Genomic DNA, 25,338 nt, shown 5'->3' with positions numbered 1-25,338 from the left:
AGAAAGGCAACCCTAGGGCTGCCTTTTTATTATTTCAATTCCTTAAAGATCACAGGGCTGTTGCCATATAGCGGTGTCGAGCCGTCCCATTTTTCAATAAACTGCTGTTGAATCAGCAATGGTGACAAGGTCTGCTGCCTCAATTGATTGGCCTTGGCTTCAGCTTCTGCCTGGACGATCATTTTTCTGGCATCCGCTTCCACGACCTTCAGCTCGTTTTCAGCCTGTTGTGCCTTCTGTATGGCGGCATTTTTGGCATTGATAGCTTGGGTGATCGATTCAGGATACTGTATACCTGAAGTCAGTTGCTCCAAGATAAAGCCTTCACCCTCCAAAAACTTGATCATTTTATCCTGTACACCATTTTCAAACTTCTCACGATTGCTGATGATGGAATCCGTGGAATATTTGTTGAATTCGATCCTATACACATCCTTGATGTGATTCACCAAAGTCATGTTTAATATCTCGTCCACTGGTCTTCTATATTTGGTAAAGATCTTCGGTGAGCTGCCTGTCAATACGCGAAGGGATAGGGTAGGGTCGACCGTAAAGACAGAACCATCCTTGGCATTTACCGTAAAGTTCTCGTAGTTGACTGTCTGAACATAGGTTGGAAACTCATAGATCGACTCAGTGACTGGATTGTACCAAACCCTTCCGGTAACAAGACTGACATCCTGAACACCTTTTTCAGAACCATAGAGTTTGACCTTGATACCTTCATATCCGGCGTCAATCCTTTCCGTGCAAATGATCCAAACTAGCAAAGCGATAATAAGGGTTGCCCCCAAAGCAATAAGATTTCTTTTCATAAATAAAATTGGTTGGTCTATTTTTTTAAGATATACATAATGAACTTATAGAGAATGGCAATCAGCAAGAGAGCCAAACAAACGCCCACAAAAACATCCCAATCTGATGCCGCACTCAATAAATGAAATGCCTGCGTCGATCCCCATATAAAGAAAACCAAGATGATCGGAATGGTAATGAAAGGTCGTATTCTATCCATAATTTATGTCGCGTAAATATGCTAATAATATACGAAAAAAATGCCTAAGTCTTTAGGGAATCTGGAAGAGTCCGGGATTTATTTTGTGTTCAAGTTAGTCATGGTCAGCTCAATTCCGATATTGATAAAGCTGTTCACCATTTTTACGGAATGTTCGATCAGCGCGGGTAATTCCCGTTGTTCTTCCTTGTCAAAAGGACCCAATACATAGTCTACCTGTCTTCCTTTGGGATAATTATCTCCGATACCGAATCTTAATCGTGCATAATGTTGTCCGCCCACCGACCCTTCAATGGATTTCAGGCCATTGTGTCCAGCTGCAGATCCCTTAGGTTTGATACGCAATGATCCAAAAGGAATGGCCAAGTCATCCACAATGACCAAGACATTCTGGATAGGTACCTTCAGCTCTTGCATCCAATAGTTTACGGCTTTTCCGCTCAGGTTCATGAAGGTCGTAGGTTTGATCACAAAAACGTTGTGACCTCTTTGCTTGTATTCAGTGTAATAAGCATGTTTCAAGGTTGACCAAGACGTGCCGGCCTGATTTGCCAGTTCGTCTGCAACCATAAAACCTATATTATGCCGAGTATCAGCATACTCCCTTCCAATATTTCCTAATCCTACTATCAGATAATTCATGCCTGCAAAAATAGGATTTAATTATAACAGAATGAAAAAGATTAGAGGCAGAACTAAATATGAAACGCATGATTGAAAATGTCTTCAGGGAAATATAATATCCCAATATTAATTATTTATCCTAATTATTATATTTGTATCTATCTAACTATTAATAACATGAAAAACAGAATACTTTTCTTCATTGTGGTTTTCTCCATAATGTTAGGCTGCTCTAAAGATGGAGAGCAAGGGCCAAAAGGTGACAAAGGTGATAAAGGTGAACAAGGCGAAGTGGGAATCAAAGGAGAGGACGGAACTAAGGTCCTTAGCGGAACTACTCCTCCGGCAGCAAATCTGGGAAATTTAGGTGATTATTATATAGACTTAGCACTTACTAATATCTATGGACCAAAAACAGCAAATTCATGGGGCAATCCCACCTCATTAAAAGGGGACCAGGGGGAAGCTGGAGAAAATGGAAAAGATGGATTGAATTTGTTAAGTGGAAATGTTGTCCCAACCATGAACATTGGTAAAGTTGGGGACCTATATTTTAATCTATCGACATTAACCATCCACGGACCTAAGAACCTTGATAACTGGGGCGCATCATATCCCTTAGCCAGTGCTCAAAATTCAGGTGTACATGTTTTCCTGATTAAAAATGTGAAGTTCTCCCTTCCTGCAAAAGAAGGGGAGGATTATGATGTGACCAAACCCAATTTCTCTTATTTAAATAATGAAATTAATTTGGGAAATGTCAACATCAATAAAGGAATTAGCTTTATATATTGGAGATACAATGATCCCATCCTTGATAATGGAGTGTTCTATTCAAATTACTTCCGTTATGAATGGAATGAACTCGTGAAAAATGGGGAGTATGTAGACTATGTTAGTCCCACTATCAATTTAAAGTACCGGATATCCCCTTTTAAAGTGGGGTTTAATACCGACACTAAAAACAATTTTTTGCAGTTAATATGGGAAGGCAATGAAATCCTTGCATCTGGCCAAGCCAATTCTGTTGAATTCAATAAATTTCGGGAGAACGCTACTTTTGATGTCCTTATCAAATATATCCCCGAGAGTTCTGCCGTTCAAATTCAGGCTGCTGGTAGAAGCATTCAAGATTTGCTCAGGATAAATCCTTAAATGACCTTTGGAATTCAGAAAAATATAAATACTTCTTTCTAATCAAACCTTCAGTGAATTTCCTGAAGGTTTTTTCATGGCCCAATCCTCCTATTGCGCTGCAATCTTATGGCCTCAATCTAGGTCTTAAATGTTGAATAAAAGTAAAATATTACTAGCATCACTGAAAAATGTGACCGTTGGAATTTTTTTCAAGGGATAAAAAAGACAATTTTGTCTTAAATACAAAACACATTATATGAAAACTACCTTTAACATTGGAACTCTTGCATTATGCTCATGCTTATTTTTAGCTTCATGTGGCAATTCAGAACAACCTAAATCTGATTCTACCGATCACAGTTCACATGCTACCGAAGCAACAGCAACCGAAACTCCTGCTCCTGCAGCTGGGCCTGAATCTGCTGCTCCCGCAACTTCAAATACCATTGTGGTAGAAAGCAACGATCAAATGCAGTTCAATGTAAATGAATTACATGTCAAAGCCGGGGAGCCAATCAGTCTTACATTAAAGCACGTTGGTACCATGAAAAAAGAAGTGATGGGACATAACTTGGTTGTTTTGAAACTAGGTACTGACCCCATTAAGTTCGGAGAAGAGGCAATAAAGGCACAAGCTACAGACTATGTCCCTGCAACAGCTGATGTTCTAGCCCATACCAATTTAATTGGCGGTGGCGAAGAAAGCAAAATCGACTTTACACTTGAAAGCCCAGGAACCTATGATTTCATCTGTTCATTTCCTGGTCACCTTGCGGTAATGAAAGGAAAGATCATAGCCGAATAGTTTGAAACAATTTTTTGGATGGTCCCAAGCTATGGGACCATCTTATCATGCTAAAGCCTTTAAAGAATGAAAAGAGAGAAAAAATTATGGTGGGCCTTTATCCTCGTGGTAGTATTGTCATTTTCAGTACTGCTATACTACGGTTATGAGATCTACCAAGTTTCCCCGCCAATTCCAGAAAAAATCGTCGATGAATCTGGAGAAACTATTTTTACGGAACAAGATATTAAGGATGGACAGAATATTTGGCAAAGTATAGGTGGTCAAGAAGTAGGTTCCATTTGGGGGCATGGTGCTTATGTCGCTCCAGACTGGACTGCAGATTGGTTGCACCGCGAAGCCTTACATATATTGGACATCTATGCAAATAATGAATTTTCTAAACCATATGATGAAATAGGCGAAGATCAACAGGCCATGTTGGCAACCCGCTTAAAATCTAAGATCAGGAAGAATACCTTCGATGCAGCTAGGAATACCATTACTGTTGATTCTGATCGAGTATCTGCCATCAAAGCACTTTCTGAGTATTACAAAGGGTTATTTACCAATGATCCCAAATTCGACCAGTTGAGAAAGGATTATGCCATTCCGGTGAATTCCATCAAGGATGAAGCAAGGATGCATAAGATGAATGCCTTTTTCTTCTGGGCTACTTGGGCGACCGTGACCGAAAGGCCCGATTCTAAGGTTTCATATACCCATAACTGGCCTAACGAAAAATTAGTGGGCAACGAAATGACCATGGACCTATTAGCTTGGTCAGGAGTAAGTATCATCTTATTGATCTTTTGTGTGGGTGCTTTGGTTATATGGCAAGTTAGGGCCGGGGCTGAAGATGAACTGCTCTATCCAGCTGAAGATCCTTTGTTGAGACAGGGGGTTACACCATCCATGAAGTTGGTGAAGAAATACTTCTGGATAGTCAGTCTCTTGATGCTGGTACAGGTCGGTTTAGGGATTGTCACTGCTCACTATGGTGTAGAAGGGGATGGGCTGTACGGAATTCCGATCGATCAATTCCTTCCTTATTCGGTTACCCGTACCTGGCACACCCAATTAGCCATCTTCTGGATTGCAACCGCATGGTTGGCTACAGGGCTTTACATTGCGCCAGCAGTTTCCGGAAAGGACCCTAAATTCCAGGTCTTCGGCGTGAACTTTCTTTTTATCGCGCTACTGATCATCGTGGTTGGTTCCATGTTTGGGCAATGGTACGGTGTCATGCAAAAACTGGACTTGGTCCAAAACTTCTGGTTTGGCCATCAAGGCTATGAATATGTGGACCTAGGAAGGTTCTGGCAGATTTTCCTTTTCGTTGGTCTCTTCGTCTGGTTAGCCTTAATGGTGAGACCATTGTTGCCGATCTTGAAAAATGGTGGCGAAGAAAAGAACCTGATCGTGATGTTCCTTATTTCCTGTTCGGCCATCGCCCTGTTCTATGGAGCAGGTCTGATGTGGGGTAGACAGACAAATTTAGCCATTGCGGAATATTGGCGTTGGTGGGTAGTGCATTTATGGGTAGAAGGTTTCTTCGAAGTATTTGCAACCGTGGTTATGGCATTCCTGTTCGTTCGCTTAGGATTATTGAAACCTAAGAGTGCAACTTCCAGTGTATTGTTCTCCACCATCATATTCCTGTCGGGCGGTATCCTCGGAACCTTTCACCATTTATATTTCTCAGGAACGCCAACTGCAGTTATGGCCTTGGGTGCCACCTTCAGTGCTTTGGAAGTTGTTCCGTTGACCATCATTGGATTTGAAGCCTACCATAACTATAAGATTTCAAAAGCCACAAAATGGTTGGAAGATTACAAATGGCCAATCTATTTCTTGATTTCCGTTGCGTTCTGGAACTTCCTGGGAGCAGGAGTCTTTGGATTTATCATCAATCCGCCAATTGCACTTTATTTTGTGCAAGGCTTAAATACCACGCCTTTACATGGTCACACCGCATTATTCGGTGTCTATGGAATGCTTGGGATTGGTTTGATGCTTTTTGTACTTCGAAGCCTGTATCGCGATGTCAAATGGAATGATAAATTGATCAAGGTCGGTTTCTGGAGCTTAAATATCGGATTGCTGGGAATGGCGCTCCTCAGTTTGCTGCCTGTAGGAATCTGGCAAGCCATTGAAAGTATTGGGCAGGGTATGTGGTATGCCCGTTCGGCCGAGTTGATGCAAGAACCTGGTATGGTATTCCTGAAATGGATGCGGACCCCTGGGGACATCATTTTTGCCATCGGGGTATTTGCATGTGCTTGGTTTGTATTTGATTTAACACTTAAAAATAATAAACAATAAAATCATGGAAAACTTAATAAATGAAAAAATCGGTAATGTTGTGGCAAAGAATTTTAAAACAGCTGCTGTATTTACCAAGTATGGAATGGACTTCTGTTGTGGTGGCCAAGTTGCCATTGGAACAGTTGCCGATAAAAAAGGGATCAATAAGGATAGCTTATTGGATGACCTAAACAATGTATTGAATGAATCTGCCGGCGAGCAAATAGATTTCAATTCATGGCCTTCGGATTTATTGGTATCCTATATCGTAAAAACACATCATAGATATGTGCGGGAAAAAACACCGGTTCTTTTGGCTTACCTAAATAAAGTGGCTCGTGTACATGGTGAAAGACATCCTGAACTCTATGAAATCAATAAATTGTTCGAAGAAAGTGCGGTGGACCTAGGTCATCACTTGGAAAAAGAAGAAAAGATTCTTTTCCCATATATTGAAAAATTAGAGGAAACAAAATCAAATCCAGCAGCCTATGTTCAGCCAGGATTCGGCTCCGTTCAGAACCCGATCAGCATGATGATCCATGAACACGAAACTGAAGGTGGCCGCTTTGCAAAAATTGCTGAATTGACAGACAATTATACTGCACCAGAAGATGCCTGCAATACCTATCGTGTTGCCTTTGATATGCTCCGCGACTTTGAACAAGATCTGCATAAACATATACACTTAGAAAACAATATCCTATTTCCCAAATCCATCCGATTAGAGGAAAATACGAAATAAGATTCTCCATAAATTTTGACTCAATTTTTGCGCCAGCAAAAATCCTTAAACACCGTTGAATAAATTTTTTATTGAAAAAAGAGGCTCTCCCAAAGCCTCTTTTTTCCGTTTTTAGCCAGCTTTTATGGTGCATGATTTTCGTCAGGAATTTTGTCATGAAAATGTAATGAAGGCCACTTTTTTGTATGGTTAGTGTCATTTAAAAACACTCAATTTTGCGGTATTTTTAATTATTAAGAAAGAGGAAGATAAATTAACAATAATGCTGAAACATGAAAAACAAAGTCACTTTATTTAGTATACTATTGGGGGTTACCATGGCATTTACTGCCTGTAAGCATTCTGCAGAAAATAAACAGATCGATACGACCAAGATTCCGGTCAAAGGGGAAATCGTAGCGGAGCTTACTTCGCCACCCTTAGTGCCGAAACCTGTCGGTAAACGAGATGCTGCAAAACTAAAAGTAAGCCTTGAAATATTGGAATTAGAAGGTGAGATGGTCGATGGGGTTAAATATACCTATTGGACTTTTGGAGGTTCCGTTCCTGGCCAGTTTATTCGCGCCAGAGTAGGGGATGAGGTTGACTTTTTGCTTAAAAACCATCCCGACAACAAACTGCCTCACAATATTGACTTACATGCCGTAACAGGTCCCGGTGGTGGTGCTGAATCCTCATTGGTTGCGCCTGGGCATGAGGTTTCATTTTCCTTTAAATGCTTGAACCCTGGTCTTTTTGTTTATCACTGTGCTACAGCACCTGTAGGTATGCACATTGCCAATGGAATGTACGGTTTGATCCTTGTCGAACCAGAAGGTGGATTGCCTCCAGTGGATAAGGAATTTTATGTGATGCAGGGTGATTTCTACACCGAAGGTTCCTATGGTGAGCAAGGCTTACAGGCATTTGATATGAATAAAGCCATCAAAGAAGAAGCTGATTATGTAGTTTTCAATGGTAATGTAAGTGCTTTGGTCAATGAAAATGCCCTTCAGGCCAAAGTTGGTGAAACCATCCGTCTTTTCGTTGGAAATGGTGGTCCTAACTTAGTTTCCTCTTTCCATGTTATCGGTGAAATATTTGATAGAGTGCATGTGGAAGGCGGTGATCTGATCAACGAAAATGTCCAAACAACCCTGATTCCCGCAGGTGGTGCCGCCATGGTAGAGTTTAAGGTCGAAGTACCGGGTACCCTGGTGTTGGTGGATCACTCCATATTCCGTGCCTTCAACAAAGGTGCCTTGGGTATGCTGAAAGTGGAAGGTGAAGAAAACCACCAGATCTATTCGGGTAAAATCATGGAAGGAATCTATCTGCCAGAAGGAGGTACCATTCAACATATGCCTAAAAAGGCTAGGAAAACATCCGTTATTGCCAAAACACCAAATCAATCCATTGCAGATGGAAAAGCAATCTTTGGCAGAACCTGTTTGGCTTGTCACCAGAGTGAAGGACAAGGGATCAAAGGTGTATTCCCTCCATTGGCAAAGTCTGATTTCTTGAACAACAATAAAGAAAAAGCAATCGATGCGGTCTTGTTCGGTTTGAAGGGTGAGATAACCGTCAATGGCGAGAAATATAACTCAGTCATGCCAGGACAGGCTTTGTCTGATCAAGAAGTTGCCGATGTGTTGAACTATGTATATAACAATTGGGACAATAATAAGACTTTCGTAACTCCTATTAATGTGAGGGATCGTCGCGCAAAATAATATCGTTTGGGAGCTGTGATGTAGCTTCGCCAGACTCTAGGAGAATTGATGATGTGGAAAATTTTTAGATATCTACTGTTGGGCCTGCTCAGTTTTCATGCCGCCCAAGCACAAGATATGGTCCTGATCAAAAAGGGTAGCTATGTGCCATTATATGGTACTGCAGATAAGCGTCCCGTTGCAGTGAAAGCTTTCTATCTGGATGTCTTCCCTGTCACCAATCAGGACTACCTGGAATTTTTAGAGACAAATAAAAGCTATAGCAAATCGCAGATCAAAAAATTGTTTGCTGATAAAAGCTACTTGGCTTATTGGAAGTCTGATTTTGACTATGCACCGGCCAAGGCTAAGGCTCCAGTGACCAATGTGTCCTGGTATGCTGCCAAAAAGTTCTGTGAAAGTAAAGGGATGCGCTTGCCGACCATGGATGAATGGGAATATGCCGCGATGTCGGATGCCAAAACCATGGATGCCAGGACCAAAAAATCCTATAATCAATATATCCTAAGTTGGTATGAGACGGCTAAGACCTATAATAATGAAGTCGGGAGTACCTTTAAGAACTATTGGGGAGTATATGATATGCATGGATTGGTCTGGGAATGGACTTCCGATTTTAACAGTATCTTTTTGACTGGCGAGTCCAGGAAGGATAAAGGGGAAGATGGGAACCTGTTCTGCGGAGGGGCTTCTGTAAATGCCTCCGACCTGATGAATTACGCTGCATTTATGCGCTATGCTTTTCGGGGAAGCATGAAAGCTTCCTATAGCAGTAGAAACCTTGGTTTTCGCTGCGCAAGAGATGTAAAATAGATAATGATATGATGAAGAATTTATTAATGGCCTTGTTTGCGTTTGGGTTATTGGCTCAAGCTTGCCAGAATCCTGAAACGAGTACCCAGGTAGAGCTCAAACAGCCTACCCTGACGGACTCTCTTTCTGACCTCTCCGTTTATAACCTTCCCTCGCATTGGACCAACCAGAATGGGGAAGAAATGGAGCTGAAAGATCTAAAGGGAAATGTCGTGGTCGCGGTCATGATCTATACATCCTGTAAGGCTGCATGCCCAAGATTGGTCGCCGATATGCGCCATATTGAAAAAACGGTGAAGTCCAAGAACAAGGACAAGATCAAATTCTTATTGGTCAGTATTGATCCAAAGGTCGATACACCGGAAAGGCTCAAGCAATTTGCCATTGAAAATGAAATGGATGGGGAGCAATGGATATTCCTGAGGTCCAATGAGGAAGATACCCGGGAGTTTGCAGCAACCTTGGCGGTGAATTATAAACAGATATCGCCAATTGATTTCTCGCATTCCAATATCATCAGCTTATTCAATGCTCAGGGCGAATTGGTTTATCAACAGGAAGGTTTAGGGGTCGATTATGCTCCAACCATAGATGCTATTGAAAAAGAAGCATCCAAGATCTAGGAAACATTTAACTCTTATATATTTAGTTTGAACAAAGAAGGCATCGATATTTCGATGCCTTCAATTTTTTTATACTGTGCCAGTAAATTATTTTTTACCACCTTTAGCAGCTTTCGCAGCTTCTTGCTCAGCTTGACGAAGAGCACGTGACATAGTAACGGAAACGATCGTATCGTCAGCGTTGTTTAATACTTTAGCATCAGTTAAAGCTACTTGGCCTACACGGTAAGATTTACCAACTTCAAGACCTTCCATAGGAACCTCGATTTCTTGAGGTAAGTTGTTAGGAAGAGCTTTAACGCGAAGGTTACGTAATTTTTGAACTAATTTACCACCCATTTTAACACCTGGAGAAGTACCTACCAATTTGATTGGAATGTTCACAGAAACTTCTTTGTCATCAAATAATTGTAAGAAGTCTACGTGAGTAACTTCGTCAGTTAATGGATGGAATTGAGCTTCTTGAACGATAGCTTTTGATTTTTTGCCACCGATTTCCAATTCTACGAAGATAACTTCTGGAGTGTAAAGAACTGGTTTCAAATCAGCTGCGGATACCGAGAAATGTGTTTGTTCTTTACCACCGTAAAGAACTGCAGGGATTTTTCCCTCGTAACGCAATTCCTTAGCATCTCTTTTCCCTACGTTCTGTCTTGCAGAACCGCTAATAGCAATTGATTTCATGTTTTAATATATTAAAATTTGAGGTGCAAAGATAATCATTAAATTGAATTGCTGAAAGATTTTTTGGTCCTAATGCGAAAATAAATTGCTGTTAATCTGTGGGCTACATCTCCAAAAAGAAGAAAGGATGCCTTTTTGAAGCATCCTTTCCCTTGTTCTATGAGAATAATGGTTTATTTAACGTCGAATAAATCCGAAATAGAACCATGTTCATTTACATTCTTGATAGCATTTGCAAATAGATCTGCGGTAGAAAGAACCTTGATTTTTGTGCTTTGAGCAGCCTTCTCCGGATTCAGTTGGATCGTATCGGTAACAATCATTTCTGATAATACGGAGTTTTCAATGGTTTCATATGCTTTACCTGATAATACAGCATGTGTACATACTGCACGAACAGATCTTGCGCCATTTTCCATGATCAGGGCAGCAGCTTTTGAAAGCGTACCTGCAGTGTCACAGATATCATCGATCAATACCACATCCTGTCCTGTAACATCACCGATGATGGACATCGATTCAATTTCATTAGCACGTTTTCTGCGTTTGTCACAGATAACAACCTCTGCATTGAAGAATTTAGCAAAAGTACGAGCTCTGTAAGATCCACCCATGTCTGGAGAAGCGATCATCAAGTTTTCCAATTTCAATGATTTGATATATGGAACGAAGATAATGGCACCATCTAAGTGATCAACAGGGATATCGAAGAATCCTTGGATCTGAGCAGCATGCAAGTCCATGGTCATGATGCGGTGTGCACCAGCAGCAGTGATTAGGTTTGCGATCATTTTTGCTCCTATTGCAACACGTGGTTTGTCCTTACGATCCTGACGTGCATACCCAAAATAGGGAACAACTACCGTGATGTAATGCGCTGAAGCACGCTTAGCTGCATCGATCATCAACAATAACTCTAATAGATTGTCTGTGGGTTGATTGGTAGATTGGATTAAAAACACATCACTACCGCGAACGGACTCGTTGTAGAATGGTTGAATTTCGCCGTCAGAAAACTTCGACAAAGTCATGTCTCCTAGGGGTTTTCCGTAAGATTTTGAAATCTTGCCTGCTAGTTCTAAAGTTCCTGAACCAGCAAATAATTTTACGGTGTTAAATTGCAAAGGCATGGTGAAATGATTTATTGGGGTTTTTATATTGATATTTCGATTTCTGCAGCATTTTAAAGCTTCTTTTGAGCCTGTTAACTTTATGTAGCCGCAAAGTTAGATAAATGTTTCAGAATATAAAATATGAATAGGGATTGCCTACAATATCCTTACATCCTTTTCGCTCTTTTATATATTTTGATGCATTTGTTATCAACGAATTATATCATCTTGTTCTCTATGAGTAACACCAATAGTTCACTGCTGTTTTTGACATTGAACTTTTGCAAAAGATTCTTACGGTATGTATCTACTGTAAATTTGCTCAAGGATAGCTCAGAAGCAATTTTGCTGGTCGTTTTTCCCTGGGCCAACAATTGAATCAATTGCTTTTCCCGTTTCGTAAGTGAAGGCAAACTCTGCGTCTGCTTCGATTGGCTGGACAAGATGTTCTTGACCTCCGCACTCAAAGCGGTTTCACCTCTTACCACTTGATCCAATCCTTCCATAATTTCTTGCGAAGGAACCTCCTTGAGCAGAAAGCCCGAAGCTCCGTTTTCAAGCATCATGGAGATTACGCTGTACTCAGCTTGATTACTTAACCCTATGACTTTTGTCCTCGGACTTTCTATCTTTATTTTTTTGCATACTTCCAGACCATTGATGTCTGGCAGAGAAATGTCCAATAGGACAATATCAATATGATGATCATGCAAATAATTTAAAATAGAAAGGCCATTAGAGAAACAGATTAAATCATATTGCCTGTTCCATTTGGACAGAACTGATTTAAGTCCCTCAATTACGATAGGATGATCGTCGACTAATGCTAGTTTTTTCCTTCCTTCAGACATTTAATTCAATATTAACCGTTGTCCCTTCGGAAATCGTGGAATCCAATTCAAAAATTCCCTGCATCAGATCAATCCTTCTTCTGATATTGTTAATTCCCATCCCCATGTTGTTTTTCAAGATATCTTTGTCAAATCCTTTGCCATTATCCTCAAGCATTATGAAAAATTTATTTTCCGCCTGGCTGCACTGAACCAAGATCTTACTAGCCTCAGCATGCCGGATACTATTGGTCAGCAATTCTTGGATAATCCTATAGATATTTAGTTGTTTGTCTTTAGAAAGGCTGTCCTGGATTGTAAAGGAATGATATTCCACCTGTAGGTGTTCAGTGGCTAAGGATGCACAAAGATCTTTGAGTGCTATATCCAATCCAGACTGTATTAAAGTACCTGGCATCATGTTCCTGGAAATGCCCCTGAGGTCGGATATCGAGTTTTCTAATTGCTTGTTGATTTCCTTCATCAATGCCGGCGTATTGCTCTCGGAGTCCATCGATAGTTTATACTTTATGGCTGATAAGGTACCGCCCAATCCATCATGCAATTCTCGAGCTATCCTATGCCTTTCATTCTCCTCAGCATGCATGACAGCCTGTGCTACCTCGATTTTATTCTGTTGCTCCAACATATTGAGCTTTATTTTACTCGTTCGTCTATTGTTTTGGAAAACATAGATCAAGAAAAGAACCAGCAAAAGCAGAATAAAACTTCCTACTGCTATTAAACTGTGTATTAACTGTTGATTTTTGTGGATTAAACTGATCTGCTCGTTGTCTGATTTGAGTTGGTTGATCTGCCTTTCCTTTTGTGATAATTGCAATCTTTTTTCCATGGCATTGATTTCTTTCCTGGAATCCTCATTATAGACGGAGTCCCTGATCTGAAATGCCTGTCGCGCATATCTATAGGCCGATGGATAATCATGAAGTTTCTCATAAACCTCGGCCAATTTGGAATATCGAATAACCGTGTTGATGGCCGATTTATAGGGCTCGTATTTCATGCCTTGATAAAGAGCGTCCTTGGCCTGTAGGAAATTGTTGCTGCCAAAATATGCTTTGTACAGCTGGAAGTAAAGTGCATTGATTTTATAGGTATGCGAATCGGATACATTGTCCCTCTTTGCAGATTCAATTGCGGGTAACAATAATTTTTTTGCGGCTAAGAACTGCTTCGATTCATTAAGGTGATTGGACTTAACGGCAATGAAATCATAGTAAAGGCTGTTGTCCCTGATTTCCATAGCGACTTGTTCCGCTCTGTCAATAAATATTTTTGCGGAATCCAGATTTTTTAGGAAAAGAAAATTCCTGGCGGTATTGACGAGTATTTCCAAATGATCTGCCTGATCAACGGGCTGATGAGCCTCCATGGTCTTTAATCCTTTATGAAAATATTGGGAAGCAGTCTGGTAATCCTGATTATTCATGAGCATCATCCCGATCTCGCCAAAATAGAGTGCAGTCTGTCCATGGTCCTGTGCCTTTTGGGAAAGAGGGATGCTATGGTCGATCAAGATTTCCATAAACCTTTTAGGCTCTCCAAGGAACTGGTATTGCACCCCGATATTATGCCATGATTTCGCCTGAAAGGCAAGACTTTCCTTGCTGTGTGCCTTTTCAAAGTACGCAATAGCGGATTTATATTCCCGAATGGCAATTTCAGAATCTAGGTAAAAATAGATGCCTGCATAATAATGGTGGTAAAGACCGGTCAGGAAATTGTTGTTCTGTATTAACTTTCTTCCCGACTCTAGGTAGGACTTGGAGAGTGTTGTATCTTTATAGTAATAATCAGAAAGCAAAAAGTTTGCTCGCGCTTTGATGCTGTCTGTTTTACCCGTTTTTTGTACATGGATTAAGCTATCCACAATCGGGTTTGGCTTTAAGGATTGCTGTCCTAATACCCCAATGCTGATATGAAGAAAAAGAAAAAGGTAGAAGCTTTTTTTCATGTGAGTAGCAAAAGTCAAATATGCTTAAATAACTCGCATTAAAAAATACCTAATAATAGGAGGGTACAGATCCATAATACTCGAATATAGCATTTCTGCATCGGTATATTTAGCTTATTCCTAGCTGGTATTAAGCAGATGTTTTGGGTTATATATTGACCTTATTCGAGACATATTCCGAAAATTCGCAAAATGACCTAATCAATAGTCAACAATTCGGCTTAGTATTTTCGATGAATTCTCGAATATGTCTCGAATAAGAGTGGGATAAAAGCAAGACTTAAACTTCTGTTTTTTAGAATAAGATTCGAATGGATGTAGGTTTTATATTGAGTAGTTTCTACTGAAATCCTAATTTTTTGCTATTCGTGTCAAATGGCTATTTGTCAGGGTTTTAAAAATTTTGGTATTTTGGTTTTCCAATAAACCAAAAAAGGCTCGAAACATTGTTTCAAGCCTTTTTTTGAGTTGCCCAACCTGGATTCGAACCAAGACAAACGGCACCAAAAACCGTCGTACTACCATTATACTATTGGGCAAACTTTTGTGGTTTTGTCATCGGGTTGTTCCCTTTTGACGATGCAAATATACGTCGAGTTTTCTATTCTGCAAATAAAAAAGTGCGTTAATTATTAAATATACTGATTTTCAAGCCGATATTTTTTCACTTTATCTTTCATTAGACTATCGGTAGCTAAGATTATGGGTTTTTACTGCTAGAAATTAGAAACTATTTGTCTAATTATAATTTGTATTCCTTATTTTCGAAGCATAATTTTTAGAAAACCCTTCTATATTTTAGTATGAACTATAAAAAAATCAATAACCTGTTAGGATGGGTAGTGGGTATTATTGCTACACTGACTTACATTTTGACGCTTGAAAAGACAACAAGCTGGTGGGATACAGGTGAATTTATTGCTTCGGCGTACAAATTACAAATTGTGCATCAGCCGGGAGCACCCTTATTTTTGATGATCCAAAACCTTTTCTCCAACCTTGCCATGGGTGATAACTCCCGAATTGCATATTGGATGAACGTGGGATCGGCAGTATGTAGTGGTTTGACCATTACCTTTTTGTTCTGGACCATTACTGCACTTGCCAAGAAAGCTTATGTTAGTTTGAGTGCTAAAGAGGAAATCTCGGAAGGTAATCTGATCAAGATCATGGGAGCAGGGGTTGTAGGAGCATTGGCTTATACTTTCTCGGATACATTCTGGTTTTCAGCAGTTGAGTCTGAGGTTTATGCCATGTCTTCATTGTGTACTGCAGTTGTGTTCTGGGCTATACTAAAATGGGAAGCTAAGGCTGATGAGCCAGGGGCAGACCGTTGGTTGATCCTAATTGCTTATGTGATGGGGCTATCCATTGGGGTTCACTTATTGAACTTATTGGTTATTCCAGCAATAGCCTTGGTAATCTATTTCAGAAGAACGTCCAAAGTTACTGGAGGCGGTATTGCCAAAGCCTTGATCATTGGGGTAATTGTATTAGCGGTGGTTTTATGGGGAGTAATTCAATTTCTGATCAAATTTGCAGCATTCTCTGACCTGTTTTTTGTTAACAGTCTAGGGCTTGGATTTGGTACAGGTGCTACTTTCTTCACTTTATTGGTTGCTGGTCTGTTGCTTTTCGGTATCTGGTATTCCTGGAAAAACGTAAAACCTATCTTGAATATTTCCTTGTTGAGTTTGGCATTCGTAATCTTTGGATATAGTTCATTTACCATGATCATGGTAAGGGCAAAGGCGAACCCAACTTTGAACAACTCTGATCCTGACAACGTATTTACCTTCTTAAGTTACCTGAACCGTGAACAATACGGCGATGAGCCTCTGTTAAAAGGAAGGTACTTTGATGCTAAACCCACTGATGTATTTGAGACAGGAAACATCTACCGTAAGGACGGAAATAAATATGTCGTAGCGAAGAAAAAATTCGATTATACATGGAGCCACAGCACCTTGTTTCCGCGTATATATTCCGATAAACATGAATCCTATTATAGAGAGTTCTTGAATTTAGGCCCAGATGAAGTGCCTACCATGGTCGATAACTTAAAGTTTTTCTTTGGTTATCAGATTGGACAGATGTACAGCCGCTACTTTATGTGGAACTTCGTAGGTCGTCAAAATGACCAACAAGGGCAGGGTTCATTTACCGAAGGTAACTGGATTTCGGGTATCAAACCGATAGATAATGCAAGATTGGGAGGTCAATATGCCCTTCCAACTTCAGAATTGGAAAATGCAGGTAGAAATACCTATTTCTTCCTACCATTGATTTTGGGAATCTTAGGGGCAATGTGGCAGTTCAAGAAACAGCAACGTGATGCTTCTGTAGTGACCCTATTGTTCTTCTTTACAGGTCTTGCCATCGTATTGTACCTAAACCAAACTCCTTTGCAGCCACGTGAACGGGATTATGCCTATGCAGGTTCCTTCTATGCATTCTGTATCTGGGTTGGTATGGGTGTAATTTGGATTGCAGACTTATTGTCGAAGAAAGTGAATGCCAAAAATGCGGCCATTGGGGCAACTGCCGTTTCCCTACTTTGCGGACCGGTTCTATTGGCCAGCCAAAACTGGGATGACCATGACCGTTCGGAGAAATTCTTGGCCCGTGATATGGCAAAGAATTATCTGGAATCATGTGCGCCGAATGCCATCCTGTTCAGTTATGGTGACAACGATACCTATCCATTATGGTATGTTCAAGAGGTTGAAGGTTTCCGTACAGATGTGCGTGTCGTGAACTTAAGTTTATTAAGTGCAGATTGGTACATGAAACAGATGATGCACAAAGTAAATGATGCAGATGCATTGCCATTGAACATCGATCCTGAGAAAATCAAGGATGGTGTTCGTGATGTAATCTACTTCAGTGACATGAATATCCCTGGCTATGTAGATGTTGAGGATCTATTGCAAATCATGCTTTCCGATGAACAACAATATAAGGTACAGTTGCAAAGTGGAGATTGGGCAAATATCCTTCCAACGAAGAATATGCAATTGAAGATTGATAAGCAAGCGGTAATAGCTAACAAAGTAGTACCTAAAGAGTGGGAAGATGCTATCGTCGATACCATGCAGTGGAATTACAGTGGAGGTATCGTAAGTAGAGCAGACCTCTCGATCATGGCTCTATTGGCAAACAACGGATGGAAGCGTCCTATTTATTTTACTTCGACTACTCCAGAAGAGAATATGATCGGTCTAGAGAAATTCCTGGTTTCTGAAGGTTTTGCCATGCGCCTGATGCCAGTTGCTTTAGCTGCTGAAGGTGAAGTTTCAGGACCGATTACCGATGTGGAGGGAACTTACAATAATATCATCAACAAATTCACTTGGGGAAATATCGCTCATTCCAAATACCTAGATCCAGATTCATACCGCTATATCAGCATGTATGCTGGTAATATCTTTGGTGAAACGGCTCAAAACCTATTGTCAATGGGCAAGAATACCGAGGCTAAGAAATTGGTGAACAATGCCTATGAGAATTTGCCTAAGCGTCCTTACTTGATGTCGGAAGTGTTTTCTTATACCTCCTTGATCGATGCTATGTACAAATCAGGTGAAGCCGAGAAAGCAAATGAAATCGTGAAAAGAAACCTGAAATTCCTTCGCGAAAATATGGCTTACTACATGAACATCGCTGAAACTAAGCCTAACCTAGAATTTAGAAATATGCGTTTCGGCTTGGCAGCTATCCAGAATTACCAAAGGGTATTGACGGATGCCAAACAACAAGATCTATTGAAAGAAGTTAATCAGATCTTTGAAACTTATAGACCGTTATACGAAGCAGCAAGTCAATAAGATTTTTGCTTTGAAAGGGAAAAGGGTTGCCGTTCGGCAACCCTTTTTTTGTGGGGGGATGTATTCGGGTATTTGAACCAGGATGGAAGGGATAAGAGGATGGACCAAGATTTGGATTTGAACCAGGATTGAAAGGATTGGAGGATGGGCCAAGATCGGGGAATGAACCAAGAGTCAAAATGACCTTATCTATCTCTAGAAAGCACCTCCGATAACAATTTTTAATTTATTGAATTACGGTAAACCGTAAGCTTAAATATGTCTGTATGGCTACTTTTGCGGCAAATCAAACATAATTATTAATCATATGAAATTAGTATTTAATGCGATCTGCATTGCTCTATTATTAAGTTTTTCTGCCTGTGAAAAAGAAGGTGCTCAAGGTCCTCAAGGTGAACAAGGTCTTCCTGGTGCTGCAGGATCCCAAGGGATTAAAGGTGAAAACGGAAGTACCATTTTAAGTGGCACGACCGATCCTAGCAGTGCAATTGGGAAAGACGGTGATTTTTACCTGAATTTAAATTCTAAAAAGCTTTTTGGTCCTAAAAAATCTGGGAATTGGGGAACAGCGATAGAATTAAATGGAAAGGATGGACTTAATGGTCAGAACGGTCAAAATGGACAAAATGGGGCAGATGGCTTAAATGGTACTAATGGGACAAATGGTAATACTATTCTAAGCGGAAATGGTATTCCAAGTTATTATTCCGGAAATATTGGAGACTTCTATATTGATCTTTCAAAAATGGATTTTTATGGACCATTAACAAGTAATGGTTGGGGATCACCAATTTCTTTAAAAGGAAATTCAACTCTACAGAAACGGGTCTTAATTAAAGAGTACTTTGATTATTCTAGAAATTGTGATGCATGTTCTGTTTATTCCACAACTTGGACTCCAGGTTATTCTACCTATTCTTCTACTACTGCAGAAGTTTTTATTAATGTAGGAGATATCCAACAATATTATAGCAATGGGATTGTAACTTATGAAGCTAGGATTAACGGTGGGGAATGGTTTGTTCTTGATCCTAGTTATAAGAAAGAAATAATTAAACAATACCAAGTAAGTAACCGTGAATATTTAATGATGTTTATGCCGGCATCTTTTCAATATTATCCTAATTCTGGAAAGCTATTTATTGGGTCGTATAGAATGGTTTCCATTCTTGGAACGTATTCACAAAATCAATTAATGAGCTATTTGGACGCAGAAATGAAGGTTGATATTAGGATAACTTTATTGCCTAAGGAGTCTATTGAATACTTGTCCAAAAGTTACCCAAATCAAAAGATTAATGATTCATTTGTGTCAAGATATTTTGGTATGAGCGATAGATAAAATTATGAGAGTTTAAAATAAAGATGGCTGTCTGAAAAGATGGCCATCCTTTTTTGTAGAGAGAATTAAAAATTTGGGCTAAATTTATTGGAAGGTGATGACAGCATGTTGGCAATGAAAATAAATTAGCGCTTTTATTTTTAAATATAGAACCCTATCGGGGTTCCATTATTTTAGCAAACATGGCACGTTAGCCTGGAGGTCGCGCAAAAACGATGTTCGATTAATCGAACATCGTTTTTGCATTAACCCTATATTGTTTAAAACCATTGTTAAAATAATTCATCACCGCTGGGGATGTATGGCGGATAAAAATATCCTTCTGATAAATAAATATGGGCCTGAAAGACTACAGACACAGTTCTAACTAACATGTTCATTGGTAGTTTGTTGATGATATCCTGGTTTAAATGTATAGGGCTAATCTCTTGATGAGTATAAAGCCTGCAATGGCGTACAGTTCGTTAACCTTCGGTTAACGATGACAGGACATTAGCAGCGGCCGTATTCGATACGCCTCTTCAGAAATGCGTCCAAATATGGTTATAAGTGCCAATGTTATTTTAAGATCTTGGTCTATCCTCTCATCCTTTCCATCCTGGTTCATTCCCCGATCTTGGCCCATCCTCTTATCACTTCCATCCTGGTTCAAAACATCCTTTGCATCCTGCATCAACTAAACCATCTTACGCTGCCTTATTTTTTCCAATCCAATGTGGCTTAGATTACGATTTTTGGAAAAAATGCCTTAAGTTTGCCTAAATAAATCCATAGATGAAACAATCGATATTATTAGATGGACCGAAGTTTCAGATTACGCTCAAGCGATTGTCTCAACAATTAATTGAAAACCATGGAGATTTCTCCAACGCTGTAATCATTGGAATTCAACCTCGAGGTACCTATTTAGCTGAAAGATTAGTACAGGAAATCAAAGGAATGACCGGAGTTCAAGTGCCATTGGGTATTTTGGATATTACTTTCTATCGTGATGATTTCAGGATGAAAGGAGCCAGTCCATTAGCTGCGAACAGTACGGTAATTGATTTTATTATAGAGGGCAAGGATGTCATCTTGGTTGATGATGTACTTTGGACCGGAAGGACTATCCGTTCTGCGATGGATGCGATCCAAGCATTTGGTAGGGCGAACAGAATTGAATTAATGGTCTTGGTAGACCGTCGTTTTTCGAGACAGATTCCTATCCAACCGGACTATATAGGTATACAGGTCGACTCCATTGATTCGCAAAAAGTAATTGTAAGCTGGAAAGAGGTGGATGATAACGATAGTATTGTGTTGATCACCGAAAAGAAATAGAAAGATTTTATTGTTTAACAAATGTCAACATCTGAACAACTTAGTACCCGCCATTTATTAGGTATCAAGGATTTAAATAGCAACGATATCCAATTGATCTTGGATACGGCTGCAAATTTCAAAGAAGTACTGAACCGACCAATCAAAAAGGTGCCTTCTTTACGTGATATTACCATTGCCAATGTGTTCTTTGAGAACTCAACCCGTACCCGTCTTTCTTTTGAATTAGCTGAAAAGCGCCTGTCTGCCGATATCGTCAATTTTGCAGCATCCTCTTCTTCGGTAAGTAAGGGTGAAACGCTCATCGATACGGTGAACAATATCTTGGCCATGAAAGTGGACATGATCGTGATGCGCCATCCTTATGCAGGTGCCGGTGTTTTCTTGAGCAAACATGTGGATGCCCAGATCGTGAACGCTGGAGACGGTGCCCATGAACATCCTACCCAAGCTTTATTGGATTCATTTTCTATCCGTGAGCGATTAGGTGGGGTTGAAGGAAAAAAAATCGCCATTATTGGAGATATCCTTCACTCTAGGGTAGCATTGTCCAATATTCTTTGTTTACAGAAACAAGGAGCTGAGGTGATGGTCTGTGGACCAACTACCTTGATTCCAAAATATATTACCTCCCTTGGCGTGAAGGTTGAGCATGACCTCATGAAAGCTTTGAACTGGTGTGATGTAGCTAATATGTTGCGGATCCAGTTGGAGCGTCAGGATATTGCTTACTTCCCTTCATTGCGTGAATATTCCATGTTGTACGGTTTGAACAAACAGATCTTGGATTCATTGGATAAGGAAATCGTCATCATGCACCCTGGACCAATCAACCGTGGGGTGGAAATTACCTCGGATGTAGCGGATAGCAGTCATTCCATCATCCTAGACCAAGTAGAAAACGGAGTAGCCGTGAGAATGGCCGTTCTGTATTTGTTGGCAGGGAAGAGGGGGTAAGAGATTTGAGAGGTTAGATTTGAGATATGAGATAGAAATCTAGCTATAATAGATAAAAAACAGAAAAGAAGCTTGAAATCATGTGATTTCAAGCTTCTTTTTTTTGTGAATGTATTGTTTAAAACTTTATTCAAAAATTATTGATGTTGGAACAACTTTTGAACTTGATTGGTCAGGAATTAATCAGGGAAAACAGATAGTATTTTGCTGAAAAAGATTTTGGAACGTGTCGATGAAAACGCAGCATAAAAACTAAAGTTTTAGCACTTTCGTTTAGTAAAAATGTCTTATATCTCACATCTCAAATCTCACTTCCCAACCTAATGTTAAATAAAGTTAAATAGCTCAGGTTATCCACAGTTGTTAACAACTTTTGAGGAAAACATTGAAGTTATCCATTAATTTCGTAGGTTGAAGGCTTGTACCATCTTGTCAAGGTGTTACAGCACGATTTTCAATAAAAATACTGACGCATTCATTTTAAGGAGTATTCAATCATATGTATAAAAAAATTTACCAGTTAGGTGTGGCGATGAGCTTATTGAGTACACCGGTATTGGCGCAACATTCTGCATGGCAAGAGGTGAATAAAGCCTACAAGGATGGGCTGGAGTTGTATGAAAGAGGGAAGTTCAGTTCTGCTGCAAAACAATTTGATAAGTTTGAGGAGATCAGGACGAAATCATCACTTCAGTTGGACGAAACGAAGGAATTAAGCTTACTCAAAGAGAATGTTCGATTTTATCAAGCTGTTTGTGCTTTAGAGTTGGGAGAAACAGATGCTGAGAGCCGCTTCTTGAAATACATAAAAGATTATCCAGCAAGTGCAAATTCCAAAGCAGCCTATTTCCAGATCGGAAAGTCCTATTATGCTCAAAAAGACTATCCAAAAGCCATTGAATGGTTTGAAAAGATTGACAGTAAGAATTTAGCAGGAGCGGAGAATACCGAATACCGTTTCAAATTGGCCTATGCAAAATTTATGACGGGAGACTATGAGGCTGCTAGACCTGTTTTCAACGAACTGAAAGATCTAAGGGGACAGTACCAAGAGGCTTCTATCTATTATTCGGCTTACCTAAGCTATTTAAACCAAGAATATAAAACTGCACTAAATGAGTTTGAGCGTCTGGAAGGATCAAAAACTTATGAGAACAGTTATCCATATTATATCACAGCCTTGTACTTCTTGGATAAGCGTTATGATGATGTATTGAGTTATGCATTGCCTAAGCTAGAAACCACTAAGCAGGAAAGTGAGACAGAGATGTTGCGCATCATCGCAGCAACCTATTTCATCAAAGGTGACTTGGAGAAATCGAAAGACTTTTACGATAGGTTCCAAGCACAAGACCAAGGTAAGACCCAAAACAATCAAGATAGCTACCAAATCGGTTATATCAACTATAAATTAGGCGAGTACGAAAAAGCTATCTCTGAATTAGAGAAATTGGAAGAACCGGATGCCTATTTCCAAAGTGCCATGATCACATTAGGGGATGCATTCTTGAAGACAGGCAATAAGCAAAGCGCACGGAACGCATTCTTCAGAGCTTCAAAATTAGATTTTGATCCACAATTAAAAGAAGAAGGTTTGTTCAACTATGCAAAACTGTCCTATGATCTAGAGTTTCACCAAGTAGCCTTGGATGCGATCAATGAGTACATGCAGACTTACCCAAGGTCAAAGCGCCAAGAAGAGGCGAAGACCTTATTGGCAGAGGTTTTATTAAGCACTAAAAACTACCGTGCTGCGGTGGATGTTTTGGAAGACTTGCCTAATAGAGGTAAAGATGCAAATGCTGCATACCAAAAAGTAACTTACTACCGCGGATTGGAATACTACAATGAGCGTGCATTTGAAAATGCCATTTCTATGTTCATGCGTTCTGAAGCTAACCGCAATGATGAAGAAATCTATGCATTGGCGACCTATTGGAAAGCAGAAGCGATGTATGAGGTCCGTAAGTATAAAGAATCTGTAGCTGCATTCAATAAATTCTTGCAATTGCCGGCAGCTAGAAAAACAGAGGTTTACAATTATGCAAATTATGCTTTAGCATATGCTGCCTTTAGAGCAGACAATTATAGTACGGCTGCAAATTACTTCGAGCGTTTCCTAGCCGGTGGCGGAAAAGATGGCATCGACCTGAATACCAGAAACGATGCGATGGCACGTGCAGCTGACTCGTACTTAGCTATCAAAAACTACAGCAAGGCAGCAAACTATTATGATCGTTTGATCGCTTCTGGAGCGCAGAGTCAGGACTATGCTTTGTTCCAAAAAGGTATCCTGTTAGGTCTTCAGGGGGATAATAATGGTAAGATTTCAACCTTGAATTCGGTAATGGCGAAATATCCAAAATCGAACTATGCGGATGATGTGGCATTTGAAATCCCTTATACTTATTTCTTAATGGGTGATCATGACCGTGCGATCGATGGTCTGCAAAAAATGGTTGAGCAATACCCAAGAAGTTCATACGTTCCTAGAGCATTGACAACGATCGGTCTGGTACAATATAACAAGGATGATAACGATGCGGCATTAGCTACTTTCCAACGTGTGGTAAACCAATATCCTACTACGGATGAGGCTAAACAAGCATTGGCATCTATCGAAAACATCTATTTGGATAAAGGGGATGCTTCGGGATATATCCGTTATGCTACAAGCACTAATATCGGTGACCTAAGTACAGCTGAACAAGATTCTCATACTTTCTCTATTGCGCGCACCTTGTTTGACCGTGGTAACTGGCAAGCAGCTGTAGAAGCAGTGAATGCATACTTTGATAAATTCCCTAAACCTATTCAAGAGAAACATGCTCGTTTTATCCGTGCAGAAAGTAACGCGAACCTAGGCAAGGATACCGAGGCAATGCATGATTTCAATATCATCATGAATGATTGGACTTCGGCCTATACAGAGCGTACCTTGATCTCGGTTTCTAAACTACACTTGAGAAATAAAGCTTACAATGAAGCTGTACAGGTGTTGAAGAAATTGGAGTTGACTTCAGAATACAAGGAGAACTACGGATGGGCAGTAAACAACCTATTGGTAAGTTACTACAACATGGGTGATTATGCAGAGACATTGACCTATGCGAATATCATCAAGAAGTACGAGAAATCTTCAGAAGAGGATATCGCAAAAGCACATCTCTATGCTGCAAAAGCATACCTATCTACTTCAAAAGGGTCTGAGGGTATGAAAGAATTGAACCTGGCTGCCTTGAAATCTAAAACAGAGACTGGCGCTGAAGCGAGATTCTTGGTTGCGGAACAACAATTGAAAAATAAAAATTACGATGGTGCAATCAAATCTGCACTGGATATATCTGATTCCTTCTCTTCATATGACTATTGGGTAGCGAAAGGATTTATTGTAATGGCTCAGGCTTATGAGGGTAAGGGCGATAAATTCCAAGCTAAATCAACATTGGAAAGTGTAATCGACAATTATGAGAACACAGAAGATGGTATTTTGGATGAAGCGAAACAATTATTGGAAAAAATTAAATAAGA

At 39.9% G+C, this 25,338-nt stretch carries 19 protein-coding genes and 1 tRNA gene; 12 read left to right on the top strand and 8 right to left on the bottom strand.

Annotated features, from left to right (window positions below):
• Nucleotides 1-29 precede the first annotated feature (29 nt).
• From NMK93_RS15595 to pth, 3 genes are all read right to left on the bottom strand, one after another.
• The gene (locus NMK93_RS15595) at nt 30-815 is read right to left on the bottom strand and encodes a prohibitin family protein (protein ID WP_185213436.1); all 786 of its coding nucleotides are present in this window, start codon (nt 813-815) and stop codon (nt 30-32) included.
• 17 nt (nt 816-832) lie between these two features.
• Complete coding sequence (locus NMK93_RS15590; RefSeq protein ID WP_093101669.1) at nt 833-1,015, bottom strand: hypothetical protein; 183 nt, start codon at nt 1,013-1,015, stop codon at nt 833-835.
• 78 nt (nt 1,016-1,093) lie between these two features.
• Nucleotides 1,094-1,657, bottom strand: a complete 564-nt coding sequence (gene pth, locus NMK93_RS15585) for an aminoacyl-tRNA hydrolase (RefSeq protein WP_254529496.1) — start codon at nt 1,655-1,657, stop codon at nt 1,094-1,096.
• Nucleotides 1,658-1,816: 159 nt separating this feature from the next.
• Between pth and NMK93_RS15580 the strand changes: the two genes are divergently transcribed.
• The 7 genes from NMK93_RS15580 (at nt 1,817) to NMK93_RS15550 (ending at nt 9,760) form a co-directional block, all read left to right on the top strand.
• On the top strand, nt 1,817-2,794 hold the full coding sequence (locus tag NMK93_RS15580) for a collagen-like protein (protein WP_254529494.1): 978 nt from the start codon (nt 1,817-1,819) through the stop codon (nt 2,792-2,794).
• A gap of 238 nt (nt 2,795-3,032) precedes the next feature.
• On the top strand, nt 3,033-3,581 hold the full coding sequence (locus NMK93_RS15575; RefSeq protein WP_254529492.1) for a plastocyanin/azurin family copper-binding protein: 549 nt from the start codon (nt 3,033-3,035) through the stop codon (nt 3,579-3,581).
• 66 nt (nt 3,582-3,647) lie between these two features.
• Nucleotides 3,648-5,885: a nitric-oxide reductase large subunit gene (locus NMK93_RS15570; protein ID WP_254529490.1), complete on the top strand. Its 2,238-nt coding sequence runs from the start codon at nt 3,648-3,650 to the stop codon at nt 5,883-5,885.
• A gap of 4 nt (nt 5,886-5,889) precedes the next feature.
• Complete coding sequence (gene ric / locus NMK93_RS15565) at nt 5,890-6,612, top strand: iron-sulfur cluster repair di-iron protein (RefSeq protein WP_185213439.1); 723 nt, start codon at nt 5,890-5,892, stop codon at nt 6,610-6,612.
• 272 nt (nt 6,613-6,884) lie between these two features.
• A complete protein-coding gene (nirK, locus tag NMK93_RS15560; protein WP_254529488.1) occupies nt 6,885-8,324 on the top strand; it encodes a copper-containing nitrite reductase in 1,440 nt (479 codons plus the stop codon).
• A gap of 48 nt (nt 8,325-8,372) precedes the next feature.
• Nucleotides 8,373-9,137 carry a formylglycine-generating enzyme family protein gene (locus NMK93_RS15555; protein ID WP_254529486.1) on the top strand — a complete coding sequence of 255 codons (765 nt, stop codon included), beginning with the start codon at nt 8,373-8,375 and terminating at the stop codon, nt 9,135-9,137.
• Between the two features lie 8 nt (nt 9,138-9,145).
• Nucleotides 9,146-9,760: an SCO family protein gene (locus NMK93_RS15550; protein WP_214648472.1), complete on the top strand. Its 615-nt coding sequence runs from the start codon at nt 9,146-9,148 to the stop codon at nt 9,758-9,760.
• A gap of 87 nt (nt 9,761-9,847) precedes the next feature.
• On the opposite strand, the gene NMK93_RS15545 is transcribed toward NMK93_RS15550, so the two are convergent.
• From NMK93_RS15545 to NMK93_RS15525, 5 genes are all read right to left on the bottom strand, one after another.
• Entirely contained in the window at nt 9,848-10,444 is a 597-nt protein-coding gene (locus NMK93_RS15545; RefSeq protein WP_185213441.1) for a 50S ribosomal protein L25/general stress protein Ctc, read from the bottom strand.
• Between the two features lie 173 nt (nt 10,445-10,617).
• A complete protein-coding gene (locus NMK93_RS15540; RefSeq protein WP_185213442.1) occupies nt 10,618-11,574 on the bottom strand; it encodes a ribose-phosphate pyrophosphokinase in 957 nt (318 codons plus the stop codon).
• A gap of 200 nt (nt 11,575-11,774) precedes the next feature.
• Entirely contained in the window at nt 11,775-12,407 is a 633-nt protein-coding gene (locus NMK93_RS15535; protein ID WP_185217735.1) for a response regulator transcription factor, read from the bottom strand.
• Entirely contained in the window at nt 12,400-14,361 is a 1,962-nt protein-coding gene (locus NMK93_RS15530; protein WP_254529484.1) for a sensor histidine kinase, read from the bottom strand. Before NMK93_RS15530 ends, NMK93_RS15535 begins: the two co-directional genes overlap by 8 nt.
• Nucleotides 14,362-14,829: 468 nt before the next feature.
• Nucleotides 14,830-14,900, bottom strand: a tRNA-Gln gene (locus NMK93_RS15525).
• A gap of 264 nt (nt 14,901-15,164) precedes the next feature.
• Here NMK93_RS15525 and NMK93_RS15520 point away from each other — a divergent pair.
• The 5 genes from NMK93_RS15520 to NMK93_RS15500 all read left to right on the top strand — a co-directional run bounded on the left by NMK93_RS15520 (nt 15,165) and on the right by NMK93_RS15500 (nt 25,336).
• Nucleotides 15,165-18,188, top strand: coding sequence for a DUF2723 domain-containing protein (locus NMK93_RS15520; RefSeq protein ID WP_254529483.1), 3,024 nt, complete (start codon nt 15,165-15,167; stop codon nt 18,186-18,188).
• Nucleotides 18,189-18,495: 307 nt separating this feature from the next.
• Nucleotides 18,496-19,530 carry a collagen-like protein gene (locus tag NMK93_RS15515; protein WP_254529482.1) on the top strand — a complete coding sequence of 345 codons (1,035 nt, stop codon included), beginning with the start codon at nt 18,496-18,498 and terminating at the stop codon, nt 19,528-19,530.
• Between the two features lie 774 nt (nt 19,531-20,304).
• Nucleotides 20,305-20,850, top strand: coding sequence for a bifunctional pyr operon transcriptional regulator/uracil phosphoribosyltransferase PyrR (gene pyrR / locus NMK93_RS15510; protein WP_185213447.1), 546 nt, complete (start codon nt 20,305-20,307; stop codon nt 20,848-20,850).
• Nucleotides 20,851-20,871: 21 nt separating this feature from the next.
• Nucleotides 20,872-21,807 (top strand): aspartate carbamoyltransferase catalytic subunit, encoded by a 936-nt coding sequence (locus tag NMK93_RS15505; RefSeq protein ID WP_185213448.1) that lies wholly within the window; start codon nt 20,872-20,874, stop codon nt 21,805-21,807.
• Between the two features lie 499 nt (nt 21,808-22,306).
• Nucleotides 22,307-25,336 carry a tetratricopeptide repeat protein gene (locus NMK93_RS15500; RefSeq protein ID WP_254529481.1) on the top strand — a complete coding sequence of 1,010 codons (3,030 nt, stop codon included), beginning with the start codon at nt 22,307-22,309 and terminating at the stop codon, nt 25,334-25,336.
• Nucleotides 25,337-25,338 lie beyond the last annotated feature (2 nt).

Origin of the sequence: Sphingobacterium sp. LZ7M1, from assembly GCF_024296865.1 — a bacterium.
In the GTDB taxonomy this organism is placed as follows: domain Bacteria; phylum Bacteroidota; class Bacteroidia; order Sphingobacteriales; family Sphingobacteriaceae; genus Sphingobacterium.
The sequence above is the reverse complement of the archived record's forward strand: the minus strand, read 5'-3'. Positions and strand labels throughout refer to the sequence as shown.